This window comes from Priestia sp. MDV22-iso46, from assembly GCF_058629175.1.
Genome location: NZ_JBZVWT010000001.1, coordinates 2,330,513 through 2,353,816, shown reverse-complemented (window position 1 = coordinate 2,353,816; position 23,304 = coordinate 2,330,513). Strand labels below are relative to the sequence as shown.

The window sequence follows — 23,304 nt, the reverse complement described above, 5'->3', positions numbered from 1 at the left end:
CGTGCTTGGCGTCGTTTTGAGGAGGGGAATGTGCTACTAAGATTCAAGCGACTTGCTGATTAATCGTTGTTAGTAAGCATCTTATAGCGCGGGTGACATGAGATTAAAAGATAAAGTGGCAATTATTACGGGTGCAGCAAATGGATTAGGGTTCGAAGCTTCTCGAATATTCGCACAAGAGGGTGCAAAGGTCGCTATGGTTGACTACGATGCAAAAACGGGAGAAGAACGAGCAGCTCAGCTAAAAGAAGAAGGCGGAGATGTAGCATTTTTTCAAGTGAACGTAGCGGATCGAGACAGTGTAGATGCAATGGTAGAAGAAGTAGTGAAACGCTACTCTAAAATAGATATTTTAATTAACAATGCAGGTATCACCAGAGATGGAATGCTAACCAAATTATCAGTTGAAAATTTTCAAGCAGTAATCAACGTAAACCTTACAGGCGTTTTTCACTGTACACAAGCAGTGGTACCGCATATGATTGCTCAAGGTAAAGGGAAAATTATTAGCACATCTTCGGTATCTGGCGTATATGGAAATGTTGGTCAAACAAACTATGCGGCGACAAAGGCAGGCGTAGTAGGAATGACAAAAACATGGGCTAAAGAGCTGGGGCGAAAAGGAATTAATGTAAACGCTGTAGCTCCCGGGTTTATTGAGACGGATATGGTGAAGGCGATGCCAGACAAAATCATTGATCAAATGAAATCCACTATTCCTTTACAAAGATTAGGTCAGCCTTCTGACATTGGTTATGCGTATCTGTATTTAGCATCTGATGAGTCCAACTATATTAACGGTACAACACTTCATGTAGATGGTGGAATCATGATGTAAAAGTAGAAAATAATTCGCTTTTCTAAAACTTTTCAGTGGTCTTTTGACTACTGAAAAGTTTTTTTGTTGCATCCAGCATTTCACATATCGGCAAAGTGGAATTTTGTCTGCAAGTTCAGTAAAATAATAAGGAGAGAGATAGAGAGATTTAGATGATTATCACTATAAAATTTTGACGACTGCGTCACGTGTTTACGTGGCGTTTATCCATTTTGTACTTAAACAAATGAAAACATAGAGAAAAAAATGAAGGGGTGAAAACGTGGGGCTACAGTTTTTATTAGGACGTTCAGGAAGCGGGAAAACGGAATATCTTTTAAATAGCATGCGCCAAGAGCTGTTAAATGCTCCGCTTGGGCATCCACTTATTTATATTGTACCTGAACAGATGACATTTCAGTCGGAGTATGCGCTTGTTCAAACACCTGGGTTAGAAGGCATGATGCGTGCTCAAGTTTATAGTTTTACACGTCTTGCATGGCGTATCCTGCAAGAAGTGGGAGGTATTAGCCGCTATCATGTGGATCAAACAGGTATTCATATGATGCTTAAAAAAATTATCGAACATCAAAAAGAAGAGCTTCGACTGTTTGCGAATTCTTCAGAACAAGCAGGGTTTATTGAAGAACTAGAAAAAATGGTTAAAGAATTTAAACAGTACACAGTAGATGCCCCGTCTCTCGAAGAGATGAAGAAAAAGCTTCAAGCAGAAGATGAGAAAGTCCTTGCTGATAAATTACATGATTTACATCTCATTTACGGAGAATTAGAAAAACAGCTGATGACGAAATATGTAGATGGAGAAGATTATTTGAAGCTGCTGAGTGAAAAAGTAGCGTCTTCTGCCTACCTTGCTCAAGCAACGATTTATGTAGATGGATTTCATCACTATACTCCTCAAGAATTAACCGTATTAGTAGAGCTGATGAAAGTTTGTAGAGAAGTAAAAATAGCGGTGACTTCTGATTATTCATATCAAGATTTTATTCCAAATGACTTGCACTTGTTTCGATTAACGAGCGAAACGTACCAAGAACTAATGGGCCTGGCGGCTGAAAACGGGATAGAGATTCAAGAGCCAATCGTATTTAACGAACAAAAAAGGCATCAAAACAGTCCAGAGCTTGCCTATTTAGAACGATATTATGATGAACGGCCAACGCCGGAATTTCAGTCAGAGCCCGAGAACATTCAGCTGCTGCCGGCTGTTAGCCGAAGAGCAGAAGTTGAAGGGATTGCAAGAGAAGTGCTTTCACTTGTGCGCGATCGCGGCTATCGCTACCGTGATATCGCCTTGATTGTTAGAAATGCAGAAGACTACCATGACTTGCTTCAAACCATTTTTCGAGATTATGAAATTCCGTACTTTATTGACCAAAAGCGAGCGATGTTTCACCATCCACTCGTTGAATTTGTTCGCTCAGTCTTAGAGGTGGTAAGCGGGTCATGGCGATATGAAACCATCTTTCGAGCAGTGAAAACAGATCTTTTATTTCCTTTGTCATCTGATGTGCACCAACTTCGCGAAGAGATGGATGAATTAGAAAATTATGTACTTGCTTACGGTATTCAAGGATCTAAGTGGACGAGCAAGGAACCATTTACCTACAGAAAATATCGTTCACTTGAAGACATGAACCTTGGGAAAACGGACGAAGAGCTTGCTTTTGAGCAAAAAATAAATGAATTAAAAAATATGATTGTTCCTCCTATTTATTCGCTTCAGCAAAAATTAAAACAAGGGAAAATAGGAAAAGAAAAAGCAGAAGCGCTCTATCGTTTTTTAACGAATTTAGATATTCCACAAAAGATAGAAGCGCTGCGCAATCGATGTGAAGAAGAAGGAAAGCTTCAAGAAGCAAGAGAGCACGAGCAGGTATGGAAAGCAATTCTTCACTTATTTGATCAGTTTGTTGAAATGATGGGAGAAGAGAAAGTATCGATTTCTTTGTTCGCAGATCTATTTGAGACAGGGCTTGACAGCATGCAGTTTGCACTTGTTCCGCCTGCGCTGGATCAAGTGGTTGTGGCAAGTTTTGAGCGTTCGCGTTTATCCGATATCAAAGCAAGCTTTGTGTTAGGTGTAAATGACGGTGTGATTCCAGCTAAACCAAAAAGCGATGGCCTGTTATCTGAGAAGGAGAGAGAGCAGCTGCTTGAATCAGGTTTATTACTTGCGCCAACCGGAAGACAAAAGCTGTTTGACGAACAATTTCTCATTTATTTAGCACTTTCCAGCTCTTCGGAAAAACTTTATGTTTCGTATCCTCTTGCCAATGAGGAAGGGAAGACCCTGCTGCCTTCACTCGTTATTAATCGAGTAAAAGAGCTATTTCCGCTCCTGCAGGAAAAGCTGTTAATGACGGAACCTACAGATTTAGAAGAAGAAAAGCAAGTTGATTATATAACAAATCCTTTAACGAGCATCGCGCATTTAGCCAGCCAGCTGCAAGGATGGAAACGCCATTATCCGATGAGTTCCGCTTGGTGGGATGTGTATAATTTTTATGTGAAAAATCCAGATTGGAACTCATACAGTGAGAAAGTACTAAGCAGCTTATTTTATCAAAATGAAGCAAAACGGTTAACAAAGAAAACTAGTCAGCGTCTGTATGGAAAGCATATTCAAGCAAGCGTATCCAGAATGGAAAAATTTGAAGCCTGTCCATATGCGCATTTTGCTTCTCACGGGCTCAAGCTTAAAGAACGAAAAGTTTTCAAATTGGCGGCTCCTGACATAGGCGAGTTATTTCACGCGGCGTTGAAAATGATTTCAGACGAACTTCGCGGCGGTCAAAAAGAATGGAAGAACTTAACGAGAAAAGACTGTCAGCAGCTTTCTACGGCTGCGGTGCATGAACTTGCTCCGCGCTTGCAAAATGAGATTTTATTGAGCTCGAATCGCCACCACTATTTAACACATAAGCTGCAGCAAATTATTGAACGTGCGTCGCTTGTGTTAAGTGAGCACGCTAAGATGAGCGGCTTTGTTCCTGTTGGATTGGAGCTTGGATTTGGACCTAGCGCAGAGCTGCCTTCTATGCAGTTCACACTGCCAAATGGCCATACGATGGAACTCGTTGGCCGAATTGACAGGGTAGATAAAGCGGAAAGCTCAAAAGGACTTTTACTGCGTATTGTCGACTATAAATCAAGCGATAAAGCATTAAACTTAGTGGAAGTGTACTACGGTTTATCTCTTCAAATTTTAGCTTATTTAGACATAGTCGTGACGTATGCTGAACAGCTTCTTCATGATAATAGAGGAGCATTACCTGCTGGCGTTCTTTATTTCCACGTTCATAACCCAATGATCAACAGTACTAAAGCATTACAGCCTGATCAAATTGAAGCTGAAATCTTCAAGAAGTTTAAAATGAAAGGACTGCTTGTAGGAGACGAGGAAGCAGTAAGGTTAATGGACGAAACGTTAGAATCAGGGCACTCACAGGTTATATCAGCTGGCATTAAAAAGACAGGGGGCTTTTATTCCAATTCTTCGGTTGCGAGCGAAGAAGATTTTACACATCTCCGTCAGTATGTGCGAGGTAAATTTGTGGAGGCAGGTACAGAGATTACAAATGGGAAAATTGATATTTCGCCTTATAAACTAAAAGATAAAACACCATGTGCGTTTTGTGAATACCGCTCAATTTGTCAGTTCGATGAATCAATGGAAAACAACGAATATCGTCAGCTTAGTACAGAGAGTCAAAGTGTTATTTTAGATAAAATTCGAGAGGAGGCCAAACGAGATGAGTGAAGATATACACGTAAAACCGGCCGACTCCCAGTGGACGGATGATCAGTGGAACGCCATTGTTTCATCCGGTCAAGATATATTAGTAGCTGCGGCGGCTGGCTCAGGAAAAACAGCGGTTTTAGTTGAACGTATTATTAAAAAGATTACGATGGGTGATGAGCCAATCGATGTTGATAGATTACTCGTTGCTACGTTCACAAATGCTTCTGCAGCCGAAATGAGAAATCGAATTGGAGAAGCATTGGAAAAAGAGTTAAAAAAGAATCCATCTTCTTTGCACTTGCGCAGACAGCTTAATTTATTAAACCGTGCGTCGATTTCTACGCTCCATTCTTTTTGTTTAGAAGTCATTCGAACGTATTATTATTTGATCGATGTAGACCCTGGTTTTCGGATTGCAGATGATACGGAAGCGGATCTTCTGCGTGAAGAAGTATTAGAAGAATTGTTTGAAGAACAGTACAGTATTGAACAGAACGAGCGATTCTTTGATTTAATTGATCGTTATACAAGTGACAGAAATGACTTAGATATTCAGCTTATGGTAAGAAAGCTGTATGACTTTGCAAGATCTAACCCTGACCCAAACGGCTGGCTTGAAATGATCGTGAGTCAATATGATGTGACAGAAGACTCTTCTATTGATTCACTTCCGTTTCTATCTTTTCTTCTACAAGAAGTAACAACGCAGCTGATGGGCATTGAGTCGATTTTAAAACAGGGCTTAGAGTTAACAAAGCTGCCAGGAGGGCCTGCTCCTCGCGCCGTTAATGCAGAGGAAGACCTGGCTCAAATTCATCGGCTGATCAGCGCTTCTAAGCATTCTTTTGCTGATTTGCATGAGGAAATGCAGAATTTGAATTTTACTCGTTTAAAGCCATGTAAAGGAGAAGCATACGACTCGCAGCTTTTAGATGATTTCGGAGAGCTTCGCAAAAAAGCTAAAACAAGTCTTGAAAAACTTCATGCTGATTTGTTTTCTAGGCCTTTGCACGGCTACATGGCTGATTTTGAGAAAATGAAGCCCGTTATTGAAACGCTAATCTTTTTAGTTCAGCGCTTCGGTGAACGATATGAACATATGAAAAAAGAGAAAGGGTTAGTGGACTTTTCTGATTTAGAACATTATTGCCTGCAAATCTTGAGTGTAAAAGAAGATGGAGTGCTTAAGCCTTCGTCCATTGCCCAAAAATATCGCACTCAGTTTGAAGAGGTGCTTGTTGACGAATATCAAGATACAAATATGGTTCAAGAAACACTGATTAAATTAGTGACGAGAGATAGTGAAGAACAAGGAAATTTATTTATGGTTGGAGATGTAAAACAATCCATTTACCGCTTTCGTTTAGCGGAGCCATTTTTGTTTTTAACAAAGTACAAGCGCTTTACACAAGATGGTCGCCAGTTCGGAAAACGTATCGATTTGAATAAAAACTTCCGCAGTCGTTCTCAAGTGCTTGATGCTACAAACTTTATTTTTAATCAGCTGATGGATGAAGAAGTAGGAGAAATTGCATATGACGATGATGCTTCTTTAAAATTAGGAGCATCGTATCCAAAAGTGGAAGGAATGGAAACGGAGCTTCTGCTCATTGCAAAAGAAAATGCAGAAGAAGGAGGGGAAGAAGAATCGGATTCTTCTCTCGTCGCTTTTTCAGAAGCAGAGCTTGAAACGGCTCAGTTAGAGGCAAGAGCAATGGCGCGTAAAATCAAAGAACTCGTTCAAAACCGCTTTCAAATATATGATCGCAAGCTCGATATCATGAGAAATGTGACGTATCGTGACTTTGTTATTTTGCTTCGTTCCATGCCTTGGGCTGCGCAGATTATGGATGAATTTAAGCAAGAAGGCGTGCCCATTTATGCCAATTTATCAACAGGTTATTTTGATGCTACTGAAGTGATGATTATGATGTCTTTATTAAAAGTAGTAGATAACCCGCATCAAGACATTCCGTTAGCTTCTGTTCTTCGCTCACCGGTAGTAGGGCTTTCAGATGAAGAGTTAGCTACACTGAGAGCAGAGCAAAAGAAAGGAACGTATTACGATGCGTTAAAAACGTACTTAGCGGTTTCAGATGATGAAGAACTTCGCGATAAAGTAAAGTATTTCTATGAGCAGTTAAAAGCATGGAGAACACAAGCTAGACAAAGCTCTTTGTCAGAACTGGTATGGCAAATTTACCGCGATACGGGTTTCTTTGAATTTGTTGGCGGACTTCCTGGCGGGAAACAGCGTCAAGCCAATTTACGTGCTCTTTACGATCGCGCTCGCCAGTACGAGGCAACTTCATTTAGAGGTCTGTTTCGATTTTTACGCTTTATTGAACGCATGCAGGACCGAGGCAACGATTTAGGAGCTGCTCGAGCACTGGGAGAACAAGAAGATGTGGTGCGGTTGATGACGATCCACAGCAGTAAAGGTCTTGAGTTTCCTGTTGTTTTTGTAGCTGGTCTTGCTCGCCAGTTTAACTTAATGGACTTGAATAAAGCATATTTACTCGATAAAGAACTAGGTTTTGGATCTAAATATATTGATCCAAAACTGCGTATTACGTACCCTACTCTTCTTCAGCAGACCATGAAGAAAAAAATGAAAAAAGAAAGCATGGCAGAGGAAATGCGGGTATTATACGTAGCTTTGACGCGTGCGAAAGAAAAACTTATTTTAGTTGGAACAGTAAAAGATGCACCAGAAAAGCTCAGACAATGGAGCTCCGTTATGGCACATGAAGATTGGACGCTTCCAGCTCACGTGAGAAGAGATGCAAAATGTTATTTAGACTGGATTGGACCTTCTTTAATTCGTCACCAAAATGTTAGTCATATGGTTGAAGGAGAGGTCCAGCCGGCTGAGATGATTCATCAGCATGCTTCAAGCTGGAAACTTTCAACGTTATTAGCAGGTGATTTAGCCGAACAGCCTCTTGAAGAGCAGCAGCATCATGAAGAGCTTTTAAACGCTCTTCAAAAGCATGAGCCAGTTTCAGAATCGAGCGATTATAAAGACGAAGTGTATAGACGCTTAAATTGGTCTTATGATTATCGTGTAGCTTCCGTTCATCGTTCGAAGCAATCTGTTTCTGAATTAAAAAGGCAGCAGCAGCTGACGGATGCAGGTGGAAGCGACGATCTCGTTCGGGGATCTAAAGCACCTCTTGAAAATCGTCCGCTGTTTCTTCAAGAGAAATCTCTCACAGGAGCTGAAAGAGGAACAGCTACACATGCCGTTATGCAGCAGCTTCCATTAAATAAAGCTTATACCCTTGAAATGGTTCAAGACTTTATTCAATCAATGGTTACCAAAGAATTATTGACGCAAGAACAAGCGGATGCTGTTGATGCAAATGATGTAGCAGACTTTCTAGACAGTGACATTGCACAAGGTATTCGAAAGGCTCGCACGGTTTATAGAGAGATGCCTTTTAGTTTAGGTGTCTCCGCTAAAGAAATCTATGATCACTGGGAGCAGGAAGACGAAACAATTTTAGTGCAAGGTATTATTGATTGTTTGTATGAAACAGAAGAAGGCCTCGTTTTACTTGATTTTAAAACGGATAATATTTCGGATCGTTTTCAAGGGGATTTTGAACGAGCAAAACCATTTCTAATTGACAGATACCGCATTCAGTTAGAGCTTTACGCAAAGGCCATTGAGCGGATTGTAAAACAACCTGTGCAGCATCGCTATCTGTACTTTTTAGATGGTGGACATGCTGTTGAAATATAAAAAAAGAAGAAGGCCCTAGTCTTCTTCTTTTTCAACAATAAGGAGAGAGTAACATGCGTTTATTACATACAGCGGATTGGCATTTGGGGCGAACGTTAGAAGGGCGAAGCCGTCTGGCTGAGCAAGCACAGTTTTTAGATGAACTGGCAGACATTGTGGAAGAAGAAAAGATAGATGCTATTCTCATGGCGGGAGATGCCTTTGATACGGTTAACCCTCCAGCAGCGGCAGAGCAGCTTTTTTACGAAAGTATGTCTAGGTTGAGCAACAATGGAAAACGTCCGATTATTGTTATTGCAGGTAATCATGATAACCCAGATCGGCTGTCGGCGGCTTCTCCATTAGCTGTTCATCAAAATATTACGCTTCTTGGTTTGCCTACTACCGATGTAGAAAGCATTCACATTCCTACATCAGATGAAATGTTAAAGGTTGCGGCTCTTCCTTACCCATCTGAATCAAGGTTAAAGGAACTGTTAGCAGAAGAAAATGATGAGCAGGTTCTTCGAAACTCATATGATGCCAGAGTAAAAGGTATTTTCGATAAAATGAGTGAGCAGTTCACAACAGATAGCGTTAATATTGCCATGAGTCATATTTACGTAGCAGGCGGAAGTTCAACGGACTCAGAACGTCCAATTGAAGTAGGAGGAGCTTATACGGTGGCGGCAACTAGTTTACCTGCTAATGCTCAATATGTAGCTCTAGGACATTTGCATCGCCCGCAAATGATCAATCGCGCCAGCACCCTTGCAAGATATTCCGGTTCACCTCTTGCCTATAGTTTTTCAGAGTCAGGATATGCAAAGTCCGTTACCATTTTAGACGCTAAGCCAGGAAAAGAGATTGAGATGACTGAAATTCCATTATCTAGTGGAAAGCCTTTGGCACGTTGGAAAGCGAAAAACGGATTGGCAGAAGTATATACGTGGCTTGATGAGCAAAAAGATACGCAGGCATGGGTTGATTTAGAAGTTCACGTAGAAGATGCACTTTCACTAGAAGAAATCCATCGCCTTCGCAAGCTTCATCCAGGCTTTATTCATATTCGTCCGGTATTCAAAGCAGAAGAACTAGCACTTGAAACACGTTCACAGCGCGAAGTGCCGATCGAAGAACTATTTACAAAGTTCTACGGCAGGCAAACCGGCGGAGGGGCACCAGATACTGAATTAGTCAAACTGTTTTTAACCTTGATTAACGATGAAGAAGTATCGGGAAAGGAGGATGAAAAATGAAACCTATTAACTTGACCGTTTCGGGGCTTCACAGTTTTAGAGAAAAACAAACTGTCGATTTTGAAGCGCTGTGTTCAGGCGGTGTGTTTGGAATATTTGGTCCTACAGGAAGCGGGAAATCTTCCATTTTGGATGCCATTACACTAGCTTTATACGGAAAAGTAGAGCGTGCAGCCAATAATACACAAGGAATTTTAAATCACGGGGAAAATGAACTGAAAGTATCGTTTACGTTCGAGCTGGAAAACGCTAGTCATAAAAAACGCTATACTGTTGAACGAAGCTTTAAACGGACGGATGAGCTTCGTGTAAAATCAGCTTCAAGTCGATTGATTGAAATCGAAGATGAAACGTACGTATTAGCAGATAAAACAAATGATGTAAACCAGCAGGTACAGGAGCTTCTTGGTTTAACAATTGATGATTTTACAAGAGCTGTTGTATTACCGCAAGGAAAATTTGCGGAGTTTTTATCGTTAAAAGGAACGGAGCGGCGTCAAATGCTGCAGCGTCTTTTTAATCTCGAGCAGTACGGAGATCAGCTTAGTAAGAAAATACGCTATCAAGTTCAGCAGCTAAAGACAGACCTAGATAAAATCACGGCAGAACAAACGGGATTAGGTGAAGCTTCAACAGAGAAAGTAAGGGAAGCGGAGCAGCTTGTAAGTGATAGCATTGTACTTTTGGAAAAACGAGAAAAAGAAGCGTCTGATTTGCAGGAAAGATACGATCAGCAGGCGTCTCTTTGGAAAGCGCAGCAGGAAAAAGCACTGATAGAAGAAAAACTAGTGCATGCTTCTAAGCAGGAAGAGGAGATTAGACAAAAGCAAGATGTGCTGACGAAAGCTCAGCAGGCAGAACGTCTTTTTCCCTATTTAGAAACATTTGAACAAGCTGAAAAACAGCAAAAGCTTTACGAAGATAAAGTAGAAAAATTAAAAGCACAAATTGTTCAAAAAAGTGAGGAATATAAGCGATCGAATAGTTTATATGAGCAGGCTCGCTTACAAAAAAATGAACAGCAGCCCAAATTAGTTGTTCAAAAAGAACAGCTTCAACAAGCATCTGATCTTCAAAAACAAATTAAAGAAGGACAGCAAGAAATAAAAGAAGGGGAAGTTTCTCTTCAGCAAAAGCAGCAGGCACTTCAAGCGAAAAATGATGAATTAATGGAAGCAGATAAGCGGTATCAGCAAGGCTTGACTCTTCAAAAAGAGTTAAAAGAAGCATTAACAAAAGTGGAGATTCAACCTGATTATCGGCAGGCTGTTCAGCAAGCATTTTACCGTTATCAAGTATGGAATAACGATAAAAAAAACCTAGATGAAGGTCAAAAAACGTATAAAGAAAAAGCCGAACAGCTTAAGCATTTGCACACACAAAAACAAACACACCAAGAGAGATATCAGCAAACAGTAGAACAAAGTAAAGGGTTATTTTCAGATATTCAAGGCTTGTATCACACTGTATGTGAGCGGGAAAAAGAATTTCAGCAGCTTTTTCAACAAGCAGATCGTTTAATGAGCAATCTAAAAAGACGCAAAGAAAAAGAATGGTCACGCCGTCTGGCTCATCAATTAGCTGAGCAGCTGACCCAAGGTGAGCCTTGTCCAGTTTGTGGCTCTGAGCATCACCCTAACCCCGTGTTACACCAACAAGAAGGTGACATCACAACTGAATCAGCGGATCAGTTCGAAGATCAAGTTAATCAATTGCGTGAACAGCGATTTAGTTATTCGTCGCTCAAAATGCAGCTTGAACAGCTAGCTAAACCTCTTGTTGAAAAAATACCTGAGTTAGCTGAGTTTATGAACGAAGCTGGCGAAGTTCCTGCTTTAGGAGAAATGGATACAGATGCCTTTGGCCATTATGCTAAGAAAATAGAAGTTGAAATCAAATCTCTTGAGCAGGATTATTTGCAGGTAAGTGAAAAACAGCAAGCAATTCTCGGGCAGATGCAAAAGGTCCAGCAAAGTCTTGAAAAGATTGAATTAGAGCTTGCTCATTATCAAAAAGAACAAGCTGAATTAGAAGGAAAAGTAAATCAGCAAAAACAGGCGCTACAAGCGGGAAAAGAAGCTTTTCAACAAGACTATCCTTCCTTTGTATTTGAAGAGATGGAAAAAATTAATAAAAGGCTGACTGAAAGAGAAAAAGAAGAGCAGACAATAAAGGCTCGAATTGAAAAAAGCAGCGTATTTTTTGAAAATCAGCAAAAGAAAATCGAACGTCTTAAAGAAGAGAAATATGCGGGCGAAAAAGAATTTACAGAATTAAAAGCAATGCTGTCTCATAAACAATCTCTTGTTCACTCGCAAATTGAACGCTTGCGTACGCTTACAGATCAAGAAGATATTGAACAGGCGCTGCAAAAAACAGTTCTTTTACTTGCGGAATTAGAGACGAATGAACAGCAGGCATATCAACATTGGCAGACTGTTCAAAAAGCGTATCAAACGCTGCAAATGGATGAAAAAGCAGCGAGCGAATCTCTAGAAACAGCTCATATGCAGTATAAAAAAGCAGCTGAAAAATGGGAAGAAGCTATAGGGAATTCTTTATTCAGCGAAGGAAAAGAAGTTCAGCAAGCTTTGTTATCACATGATGAGATGAAATTGTTGGATGAAACTGTTCAGGCTTATTGGGACAACATAAAACAGATGAAGTCATCAATTGAACAGTTAAATATCCAGCTGAATCACCAGTCCATAGAAGAGCAGCAATTTGAAGAAACTCAGCAGCTGCTTCATGATATAAAAGCGGCTGTGAAAGAAGCCGTTCAGCTCAAGGGAGCAGCTGAGCAAACGTTAAAAAGCGTCAAAGAACGACATGAGCGATTTTTAGTGCTTGAACAAGACCGTGAAGAAAAACAAGCCTTATTTGAACAGTATCAAAAGCTTCAAACAGTATTTAAAGGAAATGCTTTCGTGGAATACATTGCTGAAGAACAGCTGATGTCCGTTAGCCGAGATGCTTCAGAGCGTCTGGGTATATTAACACGTCAGCGCTATGCGATTGAAGTTGATTCCCAAGGCGGCTTTATTATGAGAGATGATGCAAATGGAGGCGTAAAACGTCCGGTTTCAACTTTATCTGGTGGAGAGACGTTTTTAACTTCGCTGGCTTTAGCCCTTTCATTATCTGCACAAATTCAGCTAAGAGGAGAATATCCACTGCAGTTTTTCTTTTTAGATGAAGGATTTGGAACGCTTGATGGAGAGCTTCTTGATACGGTTGTTACAGCGCTTGAAAAGCTTCAATCAAATAATTTATCAATTGGAGTCATCAGTCACGTTCAAGAACTTCGCGCTCGTCTGCCAAAACGTTTGATTGTTGAGCCATCCGAGCCTTCTGGCAAAGGAACTAGTGTAAGAGTAGAAACTTTATAGGAAGGAAATCTATATGAAGAAAAAAGACAGGCGGATAGGAACATGCGAATTATGCGGAAGGCAGGATGTCTTAACGACCGTACATCATTTAACGCCAAAGGAAATGGGCGGAGCGTTTGAACCAACGGCAAACTTATGTATTCCGTGTCATAAGCAAATTCATGCATTATACACAAATGATGAATTAGCCATTCGTCTTAACACGATTTCTTTATTACAAGCTGATTCTAAAATTAGCTCTTTTATTAAATGGATTCGTAAACAGCCTTCTTCTAAATTACCTAAAACCAAGAAATCAAACAGCCGAAAATCCAAGTGAATAAAAAACCCCTTATCCGCTTTAGTAGCAAAGATAAGGGGTTTTTTTAAGCATTTGCTGCTATATTTTGATCGAATAAATCTGGATCTAACGTATTTGTTCCGGAAATGCCGTTATTTGTATTAACAAAGTTACCTGTATTTAAAGAACCAGAGCCTGACGCTGTTTTAGCAGCGCTTTTTGGAGAAACATAAAACGTATCTCCAAACGTTACGACACCGCCTCCGACGCTCGTGATACTAACGGGTCCAATTATTGCTGGCATGAGATTCACACCCTTTTTTCGTGATATTAATTTAGTATATGAGCCGCTTTTTAAAAGGTTCACTCACTGCTGCTAGCTTGTGAAGAAGCACTACTTGATGTTCCTGCTTCAGCTTCCTTTGAAGGTTCATCGTTGATCAGTTCGCGAATATGCTTAATGCGAGCTTCTGCATAAACATTGCACGTTGAGCCAACATGAATAACTGATGAGAATGAGCATCCCTTTATATCAATTCTGTTAACACGGATCAAAGGTATTTCATTCCATGTTTGAACAGGAATAGGTTCGTAATCGCCATGAGGAATAGGCTCATTAAAGATAGCGTAATCATCAAAGTTTCCTTCTCGACCGTAGAAAAACGGATACTGTCTCCGATCAGCTAAAGCTTTATTAAGTAGATGAATTTCTGTTGAATCTCCAATTTGGCAAAAGGAGCTCGCCGACAAGGAATTAATTTCTATATAATTAACAGAAGATGTGCGTGAAAGCATAGGTAAGCTCCTTTATGATAACGATAATGGAACATAAGGGCCGATAATCAAAGATTCAGCCGGCGTATCAAATGTTGAGGATAGAGAGATGTAATTGGCATCACCAATTAAAAAAAGAGAAGAAGAAGATACGCCTGTAATACTAACGTCTCCAACAAGCAATTCGCGGTTTACAACGTTAAAGTTCATGAAGGGGGTCCACCTTTCTTTAAAGATTCAGGTAAATACGTTAAAAATGCGTCAATTCCTTTTTTCATATCTTCATAAAGTTTACCGATAATTTGAGGTTTGATTTGTTCAAAATTTCGTTCCATTTCTTCCGGCTGAACTTGCTGTATATAAAAAGTAATCCGCTGCTGCAGCTGCTTTTTAATATCTTCTAAAATAAACTCGTAGTACGATTCATCAATCATCATCGAGCGCTCATCAAGCACATGTTGAACCATAGAAAATCCATATTGATTAAGTTCAGCTAAAATCGTTTCGTGGATATCAGAGACCCACTGTTTTTCTAGCTGGCGGTCCAATGGTTTTAAGCTAGGATTTTGCGGTCCAGGACCTCCGGGTTGTCCCGGCTGCTCACCTTGAGGCTGCTGCCCTTGCGAAAACGTTACTTCTGGTTTCTCATTGATAATGATATCTTCTAAATTATCAGGCGTAAGAGGATTTAATCCAATATTTAATGTTCCATCTAATGAATCAATTTTTAACTGTTCAAATTTATATTCAATTTTATCAATTTTAATAGGTGGCTGTTCACCTAACTCTTTTATTTTTTGCTGAAGTTCTTGTACGTTTTTTTCAAGCTGAGCAATGCGTCCTTCTTGCTGTTGAATATACGAAGACATTTGCTGAACATACTGATGTACTTGCTGAATATAGTTCATGTTATCCACCTTCAATCACCTCGATTCCCTTATCTTCTGATAAAGAAAATAGTTATATATATACATATGGCGATGAAGGTTGTAACATGTCAGTCGTTGTCTCGAGCTGGAGGAGTTAACGACTGTGAAAAAGGAGCTGGGGCAGTGCCTGCGCCGGTTCCGGGAGTAAAGGTAGAAGGAGAAACAGATCCAAGAATGCCTTTTTTTGTTTCAGTAGGTGCGGCGCCTGTAAATCCTCCTGTATTAAAGAGATTTGAGTTTGGTTTAATGACACCGACGCTTCCAATTTGAAGTACCGAAGAGTTACTTACAGCACTGATTTTCATACTTTGAATACAGATACTTTGATTCACATAAAAGTTCATAAGCATCCTCCTGTATGAGCTTCATTTCTATTATAGATTTCCAGCGACATTTTGATCATTTACGTCATTGTCTGACGTATTGGTTGAGCTCTGCTGATTCACAACATATAATCCGTCACCTGTATTAAACGAACCTGCGCCAGCAAATGTTTTAGCAGTGGAAATAGGGGCTATTGTATAAACATCTCCAATATGAAAGACGCTGGCTGAACCAACACTGTTAAGATTAACAACACCAACAATGGCAGGCATAGGCAAACACCCTTTTAATTTAGTCTAGTAACAGCATATGAAGCCTAGACAAAAAGGTGATTAATGCTTTTTCTTTATCTATATGCCGAGAGTAAGCAAAACATTAAAGAGAGGAATGGAAATAGTAAACATTGAAGAAAAACTTTTGCGTTCGATATAATGTGAAAGCAATAATGAAATAATGTAAGGTGTGAAAGAATGAAACGTTTCAAAATGAACGCAGCTGATAAAGAACAGCGTATTGAGGCAGCGGATGTATTAAAAGGAATCGCGCTTATTGGTATTTTGCTCATGAACATGCCGAATTTTTATTCACCTGCTTCCTATTACGACCATAATTTGTTGGATGGTTCAAGAATGAATTATGTTGCTAATGGATTAGTTGATGTAGTTGTAGGGCAGACAGGCTACGCGCTGCTCGCTATTTTGTTTGGATTTGGTTTTATGAAAATGTTCCAGCGTACATACGAAAGGCAAGTAAGCTTTACTCCTTTTTATGTACGAAGAATCACGGCTTTGCTTCTCATTGGGGCTATTCATGCTTTATTTATGTGGCACGGTGATATGATTGTGATGTACAGCTTCTTTGCTTTGATCATGCTATTTTTTCAAGAAGCAAAGAAAGAAGTGTTATTAGCGTGGGGAACCGGAATATTTAGCATTTATGCTGTGATTATGATTGTTATTTTAACAGCAGCGGCTTTGGTTAATGAAGGAGATACAGCAGCGGGAATTCACCAGCCTATTATTGACCAAGCGCTTCAAGCATATGGACACGGAAGTTTTGCGTCAATCTTTCATCAGCGCTTGCTTGATTGGTACTACGCGTATAATTTAAATACGGTTCCTTTTCTGTTTTTATCGCTATTTCCACTGTTTTTATTAGGCGGTTTTGTGGCAAAAAGCGAGTGGTTCGAAGAAATAGAAGAATATATAGTGGAGACAAAGTGGCTTTGTCTTATTTCATTTATCGTGTATGCAGCATCATCTGTATTGCCGTATGTTTTAGATCGCAATGTAGCGACATCTTATATTCACGATACAATCGGAGGAACGGCAGGAGCAATTTTTATTGTAACGTTGGTCACATTAGCTATGCGAAGTGTATCTATTCAAAAAGTCATGCAGCCATTTGCCTTTTTGGGGAGAATGATTTTAACTAATTATATTGTCCAGTCCATTGTATGTACATTTCTTTTTTACTCATATGGGTTAGGATACTATGGACATATTTCAATTGTAGAAGGCTTGGCTATTGCGGGGATTATCATTTTTGTTCAACTGCTGGGAAGCTGGATATGGATGAGCCTATTTTCAGATGGACCCCTTGAAAAACTCATTCGGTATGCTACTTATGGACGCAGCCGCTAAAAATCCTTTTCCTTCCTTATATCATTGGTGAAGGAAAGGTTTTCATGATATGATATTTTCAGAAAGGACGTGAGATAAATGGCTCCACTACATATTCATGTAACGCTTTGGACATTATTAATTATCTCGTTTGTGGTTTCGTTGATTTTACATCGAGCAGGTAAAGCTAAAGGTCAAAAAATCCTACATATGGTGGCGAGACTCCTATACTTATTAGTATTAGTATCAGGTCTGCATATGTTAGCAGCTTGGTACCATTTTCAAGGCGCAGCGCTCATTAAAGGGATTGCAGGCGTGTTAGTGCTTGTGGGAATGGAAATGGTACTTGTTCGTACTGAAAAAAGAAAGCGTACAGGCGTTGCTTGGGCAGTTCTTGTAATTGCGCTTATCTTAGTATTCTATTACGGATATGTCGTACTAGGATAAGAAAAAAGCTATCTTGGATAAGATAGCTTTTTTCTTTTGCTTTAATCTAAAAAAAGATTCATTGAACGTTCTCCATCATTAACGGTATATTCAAATCGATCTAGGTGATGCGTGCCTCGTTCGAATAAATGCTGAACGGCACAAATTTTTTCCTCATTGTCATAAATGATAAAATTAGCACCTTTTGTATCACCGTCTGTCGGTAAAAAACATAATGTGTTGTGACAGTAAATACAATCATAAAGAGAGAATTTTAATGAATTTAAGTGCTGAGTGAATGATAAAAAGGTCTCTTTCGGTAGTGATTGAAGAAGCTGTTCGTATGCATAAGGTAGCTTTTTAGTCAGTCTTAGCTTATCCCCATTTCGCAATAAATACGTTCCATCGTGAAGCTTTATTTGACGGTCATCAACCATAATGGCTTTTTCCCAGCGTGTATCAATAAGAAGTTCTAATGTATCATCCATTACTTCATGGAGCATGGAAGCTTCGTCACTTTCATCTTCAAAGAAAATCCACTGTGAATCAACACATTCAACCGTACCAATCACGAAGGAACGCGGCTGATTGTTCAGAGCTTGTTGTTTAGAATAATGATTCATAATCAAACCTCCGTGTGAAATTTATCCATATTTTTTTATTGCCTAAAAAAGCTCTCTTTATAACTCGAAAGTGAAAATAAAATATAAGGACAATTCAACTGTAACTATTGCGTGCATACAATGGCATTATTTCATTCATAAACAAGAGCGTGAAAGAAAGGATGATAAACGATGTGTGGTATAACGGGTTGGGTCGACTTAAAGCGATCGCTTTTAAATGAAACAGCAACAATAACAAAAATGGCTGACACTTTATCGAAAAGAGGTCCTGATGACACCAACGTATGGACACAGCAGCATGTTGCTTTTGGGCACAAACGCTTAGTTGTAGTAGATCCTCAAGGCGGAAGACAGCCGATGACAAGAGAAAAAAATGAACAGCGCTATACGCTTTGCTATAATGGAGAGCTTTACAACACGGAAGATATTCGGAAAGAATTACTAAAAAGAGGTTATCAATTTCAGGGACATTCAGATACGGAAGTACTTCTAACATCTTATATAGAATGGAAAGAATCATGCGTAGATCATTTTAACGGTATCTTTGCTTTTTCAATCTGGGACGAAGCCAATGAAAAGTTATTTATAGCACGCGACAGAATGGGAGTGAAGCCCTTATTCTATCGATCTTATGAAGGTGGAATTCAATTTGCATCGGAATTAAAAGCGATATTAGCTCATCCTGAGGTGAAAGCCGAAGTAGGATTAGATGGATTAGCAGAAGTGTTTGGCTTAGGACCTTCTCGTTCTCCCGGCCACGGCGTATTTAAAGAAATAAATGAATTGCGCCCGGCTCACGCCCTCACGCTTACGCGTAACGGGTTGAAGATTTGGCGATACTGGAACGTAAAAAGTGAGCAGCATACAGATGATTTAGGTGAAACTACAGAAAAAGTTAAATTTTTAGTGCAAGACGCGATTGTAAGACAGCTAGTGTCCGATGTCCCGGTTTGTACATTTTTATCAGGTGGAGTAGATTCAAGCGCCATTACAGCAATTGCTGCAAATGCGTTCAAAGAAAGCGGCAAGGGCTCTCTTCATACGTATTCTATCGATTATGAAGACAATGATAAATTTTTTAAAGCAAATGAGTTTCAGCCAAATTCTGATGGAACTTATATCAAGCTCATGTCGGATACGTTTCAAACAAATCATCACCGCTGCATTATTTCAACGGAGGACCTTGTGCAGCATTTAACAGAGGCTGTAGAGGTGAGAGACCTTCCTGGAATGGCTGATGTAGATTCATCGCTGCTTTGGTTTTGCCGTGAAATCAAACAAGATTTTGTTGTGAGCTTATCAGGAGAATGTGCGGATGAAATTTTTGGAGGATATCCGTGGTTTCACCGAAAACATGATTTGTCTTCGGATACCTTCCCATGGATGCGTTCATTAGATGCTCGAATTGATTTGCTGCAAAGTTCATGGAGAAAGAAATTACAGTTAGAAGATTATGTGCGTGCAAGATATGAAGAAACATTAAAGGAAGTGCCTGAATTAGAAGGTGAATCGTTAGAAGATGCGCAGCGAAGAAAGCTGTTTTATTTAAATCAGATTTGGTTTATGACAACTTTATTAGATCGTAAAGATCGTATGAGCATGGGCGCGAGCTTAGAAGTACGCGTACCTTTTGCAGATCATCGCCTTGTGGAATATGCATGGAATATTCCGTGGGAGATGAAAATGACGGGCAATAAAGAGAAGGGGATTTTACGAAAAGCGCTTGAAGGAATTTTGCCTCATGATGTTCTTTATCGCAAGAAAAGCCCTTATCCTAAAACGCATAACCCAGCTTATACAAAAGCTGTAACTGTATGGCTTCAATCTCTTTTACAAGATAAACAGTCACCTCTTCATGAATTTTTTGATAAGCAGCAGTTAAAGCATATTATTGATACAGGCGGAGAAGGATTTAAAGCACCTTGGTTTGGTCAATTAATGACAGGACCTCAGCTGCTAGCTCATCTAGCTCAAATTCACGTCTGGTTTACTCACAATAATATTCAAATTGTTGAATGACAGGACCCTCTCAGTACAGAGGGTTTTTTTTATGAAATAAGTCATCTGTTTCTCTTTTTTGTACGTTTAACTAGAGAAGAAGACCGCAGTCTATTTTTGTATAACTTTACATAGATATAAAATAAAAGCTTGAAAGCACCGAATAAAGGGAAAGTGTACTGAAACCCTGGAAAAATGGTACAAACGTCATGTTTTAATGGTTTAGTTATTGGTAATTTTATGATTCGAATAAAGACAAGCAGTTTATCGTTGTGTTTAATAATAAAGATTTGTATAATGTTTGTATAACTATTGTATAGGATTAGGAGTGTATGTATGCAAAAAAACGTAATCGTGATTGGAGCAGGTCCAGGAGGACTAGCGGCAGCGATGCTGTTAGCAAGTCATGGCTATAAAGTAGATGTATATGAAAAGCAAGGATACGTGGGCGGGCGAAATTCAGCGATTAAAATGTCAGGTTATACGTTTGATATGGGTCCTACATTTTTGAGCATGCCACAGATTTTTGAAGAATTATTTCAAGCTGCTAATCGCAATGCGCATGATTATATGGACTTAAAACGTCTAAATCTCATGTATGAGCTTATTTTCGATGATGCGCAGATTCAGATGACGGATAACCATAAAAAGATGAAAGAAGAAATCGAACGTTTATACCCAGGAAACGGAGAAGGCTATGAGCGCTTTATGAAAGACACCGAAGCAAAGATGGCGGCTTTGCTGCCTTTATTGCAGGGCGAGATGGATCGTTTTCATCACTATTTAAAGCCTGAAGCAATTCGAGCACTGCCGCATTTATCCTTAGGTAAAACGCTCTATGATGTACTTGGCAAGTATTTCACTGATGAGAAATTGAAATTAGCTTTTACTTTTCAATCTAAGTACTTGGGAATGTCCCCTTGGGAATGTCCAGGAGCCTTTTCTATTTTATCGTTTATGGAACACGCTTACGGTATCTTCCATCCAATAGGAGGAGTAAACCAACTATCTCAAGCAATAGCAAAAGTAGTGGAAGAACATCAAGGGCACATCCACTTAAACCAAGGTGTCCAAAAACTATGGATTGAAAATAAGAGAGTAAAAGGAATTATTCTAGAAAATGGAGAGCGAATAGGGGCAGACGACGTCATTATCAATGGAGATTTTGCTCATGCCATGACGAATTTAATAGATGAAGGTACCCTTAAAAAATATGCAGTTAAAAAACTTGAAAAGAAAAAATACTCTTGTTCTACTTTCATGATTTATTTAGGCATAGACAAACAGTACAAAGATCTGCCTCATCACACGATTGTGTTCGCTGAAGATTATAAAAAAAATGTAGAAGAGATCACAAAAACGCTAGCTCTTTCAGAGGACCCTTCTATCTACATCCAAAACCCAGGTGTAACAGACCCAACTTTAGCACCAGAAGGAAAGTCTGCTCTTTATATTTTAGCGCCGGTTCCAAATAATTTCAGCGGTGTAAACTGGGATGAAAAACAAAAAGATTTTCGGGATGCAGTATTAAAAATTGTAGAAAAGAAAACGGGTTTCAAAGATTTAGAGAGTCATATTGAAGTTGAAAAAATCATTTCACCAAAGCAGTGGGAAGAAGACGTGCTGGTCTATAAAGGAGCGACATTTAACCTTGGACATCAGCTCACTCAAATGATGGTGCTGCGTCCGCATAATAAATTTGAAGAATTAGAAAACTGCTGGCTAGTTGGAGGAGGAACTCATCCAGGAAGCGGTCTACCAACTATTCTCGAATCATCTCGCATTACGACAAAGCTCATCTTAAAAAGAGACGGACAATTACTGAATGAGCCGTTTAAAACCATGAAGGAAATGGAGAGTGCATTATGAGAACAGCAATTGTTGGAGGCGGCATAGGCGGTTTAATTACCGCTTTGTTATTAAGCAAACGAGGATTTTCTGTTGATATTTTCGAAAAAGAAAACAAGCTTGGCGGCCGGTTGGCGTTTGTAGAAAAAGACGGTTATAAAATTGATGAAGGTCCCACGATTGTCTTACTGCCTTTAATGCTTGAACGTATTTTAGATGAAGCAGGCATTTCTGCTTCTCAATATGAACTAATACGCTGTGATCCACTTTATGATATTCATTTTCCAGACGGTACGACCTATACAAAAAAAGCGACTGAAAAAGATCAGTTAGAGGAGATTAGCCGTTTGTTTCCAGGCGAAGAGCAAAACTACCGGCGTTTTATGACTGAATTAAAAAAGCGATTTGAATTAGGAAGTAAGGCATTTTTGGAAAAAATATTTGTAAATAAACGAGATTTTTGGACATGGCAAAACATCAAGGCATTAAAAAAAATGAATGCAAATAAATCAATGAGAAAATTTGTTTCAACGTATTTCCATGATGAACGTCTAGTAGATGCCTATTCCCTGCAATCTCTCTATATTGGAGGAAATCCTTATTCGGCGCCAGCTATTTATTCCCTTGTTCCTTACAGTGAGCATGCTCATGGCATCTATTACGTAAAAGGCGGATACGCAAGTCTTGTGCCACTTCTTGAAAAGGCGCTGATAGAGCAAGGTGTAAACATTCATTTGAATAAGGCGGTTCAAGAGCTTTCTATATCAGGAGACAAGACGGAAGGGGTTATTGTTGACGAAAAACTTTATCCGTTTGATCAAGTTGTTTTAAATGGCGACTTTCCTAATATGGAGAAAATTGCTCGAAAAAAAGAAAAGAAGTATGTGCCTTCGTCCAGCTGTCTGCTGCTTTATCTTGGTTTGAAGAGAAAATATGATCATCACAATGTGCATCAATACTTTATGGGCAATGATTTAGCTAAACATATGGAAGCAGTGTTTAAGCATAAAACGATTCCTGAAGATCCCGCTATTTATACATTTAATCCCTCTGTTATTGATCCATCGTTAGCCCCTGAAGGGAAAAGTGTGCTATATGCACTTGTACCGGTTCCATCAGGTGGCCACATTGATTGGAGCAATCAGCAAGATTTTGTTGATGGAATCATTCGAACTTTAGAAGAAAAAGGGTTTGAAGAGCTTCGTAAAGAAATAGAGTGGGTAAAAGTACGCACGCCAAATGATGCTCAAGCATTTGGACTTTACGAAGGAGGAAGCTTTGGTATTGCTCCTGAGCTGTTTCAATCGGGCGTATTCAGACCCCAGTACCAGCCGTACGAATATAAAAATGTTTTTGCGGTCGGAGCATCTATTCATCCAGGCGGAGGCGTGCCAATTGTTATGCAAGGAGCAAAAATGTTAGCTGATCATCTTATTGAACAATCATCTGTTCAAACGGTTGCAAAGCTTTCTTAAGATCTTGTAAGCCATAAGGAAATGATGGTTTATCCTTTAATAGAGAA

Annotated in this window: 18 protein-coding genes; 11 read left to right on the top strand and 7 right to left on the bottom strand. The window is 39.5% G+C overall.

Going from position 1 to position 23,304, the window contains the following annotated elements; genetic code table 11:
- Positions 1–97: 97 nt before the first annotated feature.
- The 6 genes from fabG to hlpB all read left to right on the top strand — a co-directional run bounded on the left by fabG (position 98) and on the right by hlpB (position 13,277).
- A complete protein-coding gene (fabG, locus tag AC4NPH_RS11870) occupies positions 98–838 on the top strand; it encodes a 3-oxoacyl-ACP reductase FabG (RefSeq protein ID WP_013055347.1) in 741 nt (246 codons plus the stop codon).
- Positions 839–1,100: 262 nt separating this feature from the next.
- Positions 1,101–4,601: a helicase-exonuclease AddAB subunit AddB gene (addB, locus tag AC4NPH_RS11865; RefSeq protein WP_063670529.1), complete on the top strand. Its 3,501-nt coding sequence runs from the start codon at positions 1,101–1,103 to the stop codon at positions 4,599–4,601.
- On the top strand, positions 4,594–8,331 hold the full coding sequence (addA, locus tag AC4NPH_RS11860; RefSeq protein ID WP_308334360.1) for a helicase-exonuclease AddAB subunit AddA: 3,738 nt from the start codon (positions 4,594–4,596) through the stop codon (positions 8,329–8,331). Before addB ends, addA begins: the two co-directional genes overlap by 8 nt.
- 53 nt (positions 8,332–8,384) lie before the next feature.
- Positions 8,385–9,569, top strand: a complete 1,185-nt coding sequence (locus AC4NPH_RS11855) for an exonuclease SbcCD subunit D (RefSeq protein WP_098315061.1) — start codon at positions 8,385–8,387, stop codon at positions 9,567–9,569.
- Complete coding sequence (locus tag AC4NPH_RS11850) at positions 9,566–12,958, top strand: SbcC/MukB-like Walker B domain-containing protein (protein WP_491938725.1); 3,393 nt, start codon at positions 9,566–9,568, stop codon at positions 12,956–12,958. The genes AC4NPH_RS11855 and AC4NPH_RS11850 overlap by 4 nt, the downstream gene beginning before the upstream one ends.
- Before the next feature lie 13 nt (positions 12,959–12,971).
- Positions 12,972–13,277 (top strand): HNH nuclease-like protein HlpB, encoded by a 306-nt coding sequence (gene hlpB, locus AC4NPH_RS11845; protein WP_013081707.1) that lies wholly within the window; start codon positions 12,972–12,974, stop codon positions 13,275–13,277.
- 46 nt (positions 13,278–13,323) lie between these two features.
- Here the strand turns inward: hlpB and AC4NPH_RS11840 are convergent, their stop codons facing one another.
- The 6 genes from AC4NPH_RS11840 to AC4NPH_RS11815 all read right to left on the bottom strand — a co-directional run bounded on the left by AC4NPH_RS11840 (position 13,324) and on the right by AC4NPH_RS11815 (position 15,537).
- Complete coding sequence (locus AC4NPH_RS11840; RefSeq protein ID WP_013055353.1) at positions 13,324–13,542, bottom strand: spore germination protein; 219 nt, start codon at positions 13,540–13,542, stop codon at positions 13,324–13,326.
- Positions 13,543–13,601: 59 nt separating this feature from the next.
- Positions 13,602–14,033: a spore germination protein GerPE gene (locus AC4NPH_RS11835; protein WP_013055354.1), complete on the bottom strand. Its 432-nt coding sequence runs from the start codon at positions 14,031–14,033 to the stop codon at positions 13,602–13,604.
- Between the two features lie 12 nt (positions 14,034–14,045).
- On the bottom strand, positions 14,046–14,222 hold the full coding sequence (locus tag AC4NPH_RS11830) for a spore germination protein GerPD (RefSeq protein WP_013055355.1): 177 nt from the start codon (positions 14,220–14,222) through the stop codon (positions 14,046–14,048).
- The gene (gerPC, locus tag AC4NPH_RS11825; protein ID WP_029324684.1) at positions 14,219–14,920 is read right to left on the bottom strand and encodes a spore germination protein GerPC; all 702 of its coding nucleotides are present in this window, start codon (positions 14,918–14,920) and stop codon (positions 14,219–14,221) included. The genes AC4NPH_RS11830 and gerPC overlap by 4 nt, the downstream gene beginning before the upstream one ends.
- An 89-nt stretch (positions 14,921–15,009) precedes the next feature.
- Positions 15,010–15,285 (bottom strand): spore germination protein GerPB, encoded by a 276-nt coding sequence (locus AC4NPH_RS11820; protein ID WP_029324687.1) that lies wholly within the window; start codon positions 15,283–15,285, stop codon positions 15,010–15,012.
- A 30-nt stretch (positions 15,286–15,315) separates the two neighbouring features.
- Positions 15,316–15,537, bottom strand: a complete 222-nt coding sequence (locus AC4NPH_RS11815; protein WP_013055358.1) for a spore germination protein — start codon at positions 15,535–15,537, stop codon at positions 15,316–15,318.
- 198 nt (positions 15,538–15,735) lie between these two features.
- On the opposite strand from AC4NPH_RS11815, the gene AC4NPH_RS11810 reads away from it, so the two are divergent.
- Together AC4NPH_RS11810 and AC4NPH_RS11805 are read left to right on the top strand one after the other, a co-directional pair.
- Positions 15,736–16,908, top strand: coding sequence for a DUF418 domain-containing protein (locus tag AC4NPH_RS11810; protein ID WP_491938722.1), 1,173 nt, complete (start codon positions 15,736–15,738; stop codon positions 16,906–16,908).
- A 78-nt stretch (positions 16,909–16,986) separates the two neighbouring features.
- The gene (locus AC4NPH_RS11805; protein ID WP_013055360.1) at positions 16,987–17,334 is read left to right on the top strand and encodes a DUF1516 family protein; all 348 of its coding nucleotides are present in this window, start codon (positions 16,987–16,989) and stop codon (positions 17,332–17,334) included.
- A 41-nt stretch (positions 17,335–17,375) separates the two neighbouring features.
- On the opposite strand, the gene AC4NPH_RS11800 is transcribed toward AC4NPH_RS11805, so the two are convergent.
- Positions 17,376–17,936 carry a DUF2777 domain-containing protein gene (locus tag AC4NPH_RS11800; RefSeq protein ID WP_013055361.1) on the bottom strand — a complete coding sequence of 187 codons (561 nt, stop codon included), beginning with the start codon at positions 17,934–17,936 and terminating at the stop codon, positions 17,376–17,378.
- Positions 17,937–18,107: 171 nt separating this feature from the next.
- Here AC4NPH_RS11800 and asnB point away from each other — a divergent pair, with 171 nt between their 5' ends.
- The 3 genes from asnB to AC4NPH_RS11785 all read left to right on the top strand — a co-directional run bounded on the left by asnB (position 18,108) and on the right by AC4NPH_RS11785 (position 23,257).
- Entirely contained in the window at positions 18,108–19,955 is a 1,848-nt protein-coding gene (gene asnB / locus AC4NPH_RS11795; RefSeq protein ID WP_013055362.1) for an asparagine synthase (glutamine-hydrolyzing), read from the top strand.
- 315 nt (positions 19,956–20,270) lie between these two features.
- Positions 20,271–21,803 (top strand): phytoene desaturase family protein, encoded by a 1,533-nt coding sequence (locus tag AC4NPH_RS11790; protein ID WP_098315064.1) that lies wholly within the window; start codon positions 20,271–20,273, stop codon positions 21,801–21,803.
- Complete coding sequence (locus tag AC4NPH_RS11785) at positions 21,800–23,257, top strand: phytoene desaturase family protein (protein ID WP_098315065.1); 1,458 nt, start codon at positions 21,800–21,802, stop codon at positions 23,255–23,257. The genes AC4NPH_RS11790 and AC4NPH_RS11785 overlap by 4 nt, the downstream gene beginning before the upstream one ends.
- Positions 23,258–23,304 lie beyond the last annotated feature (47 nt).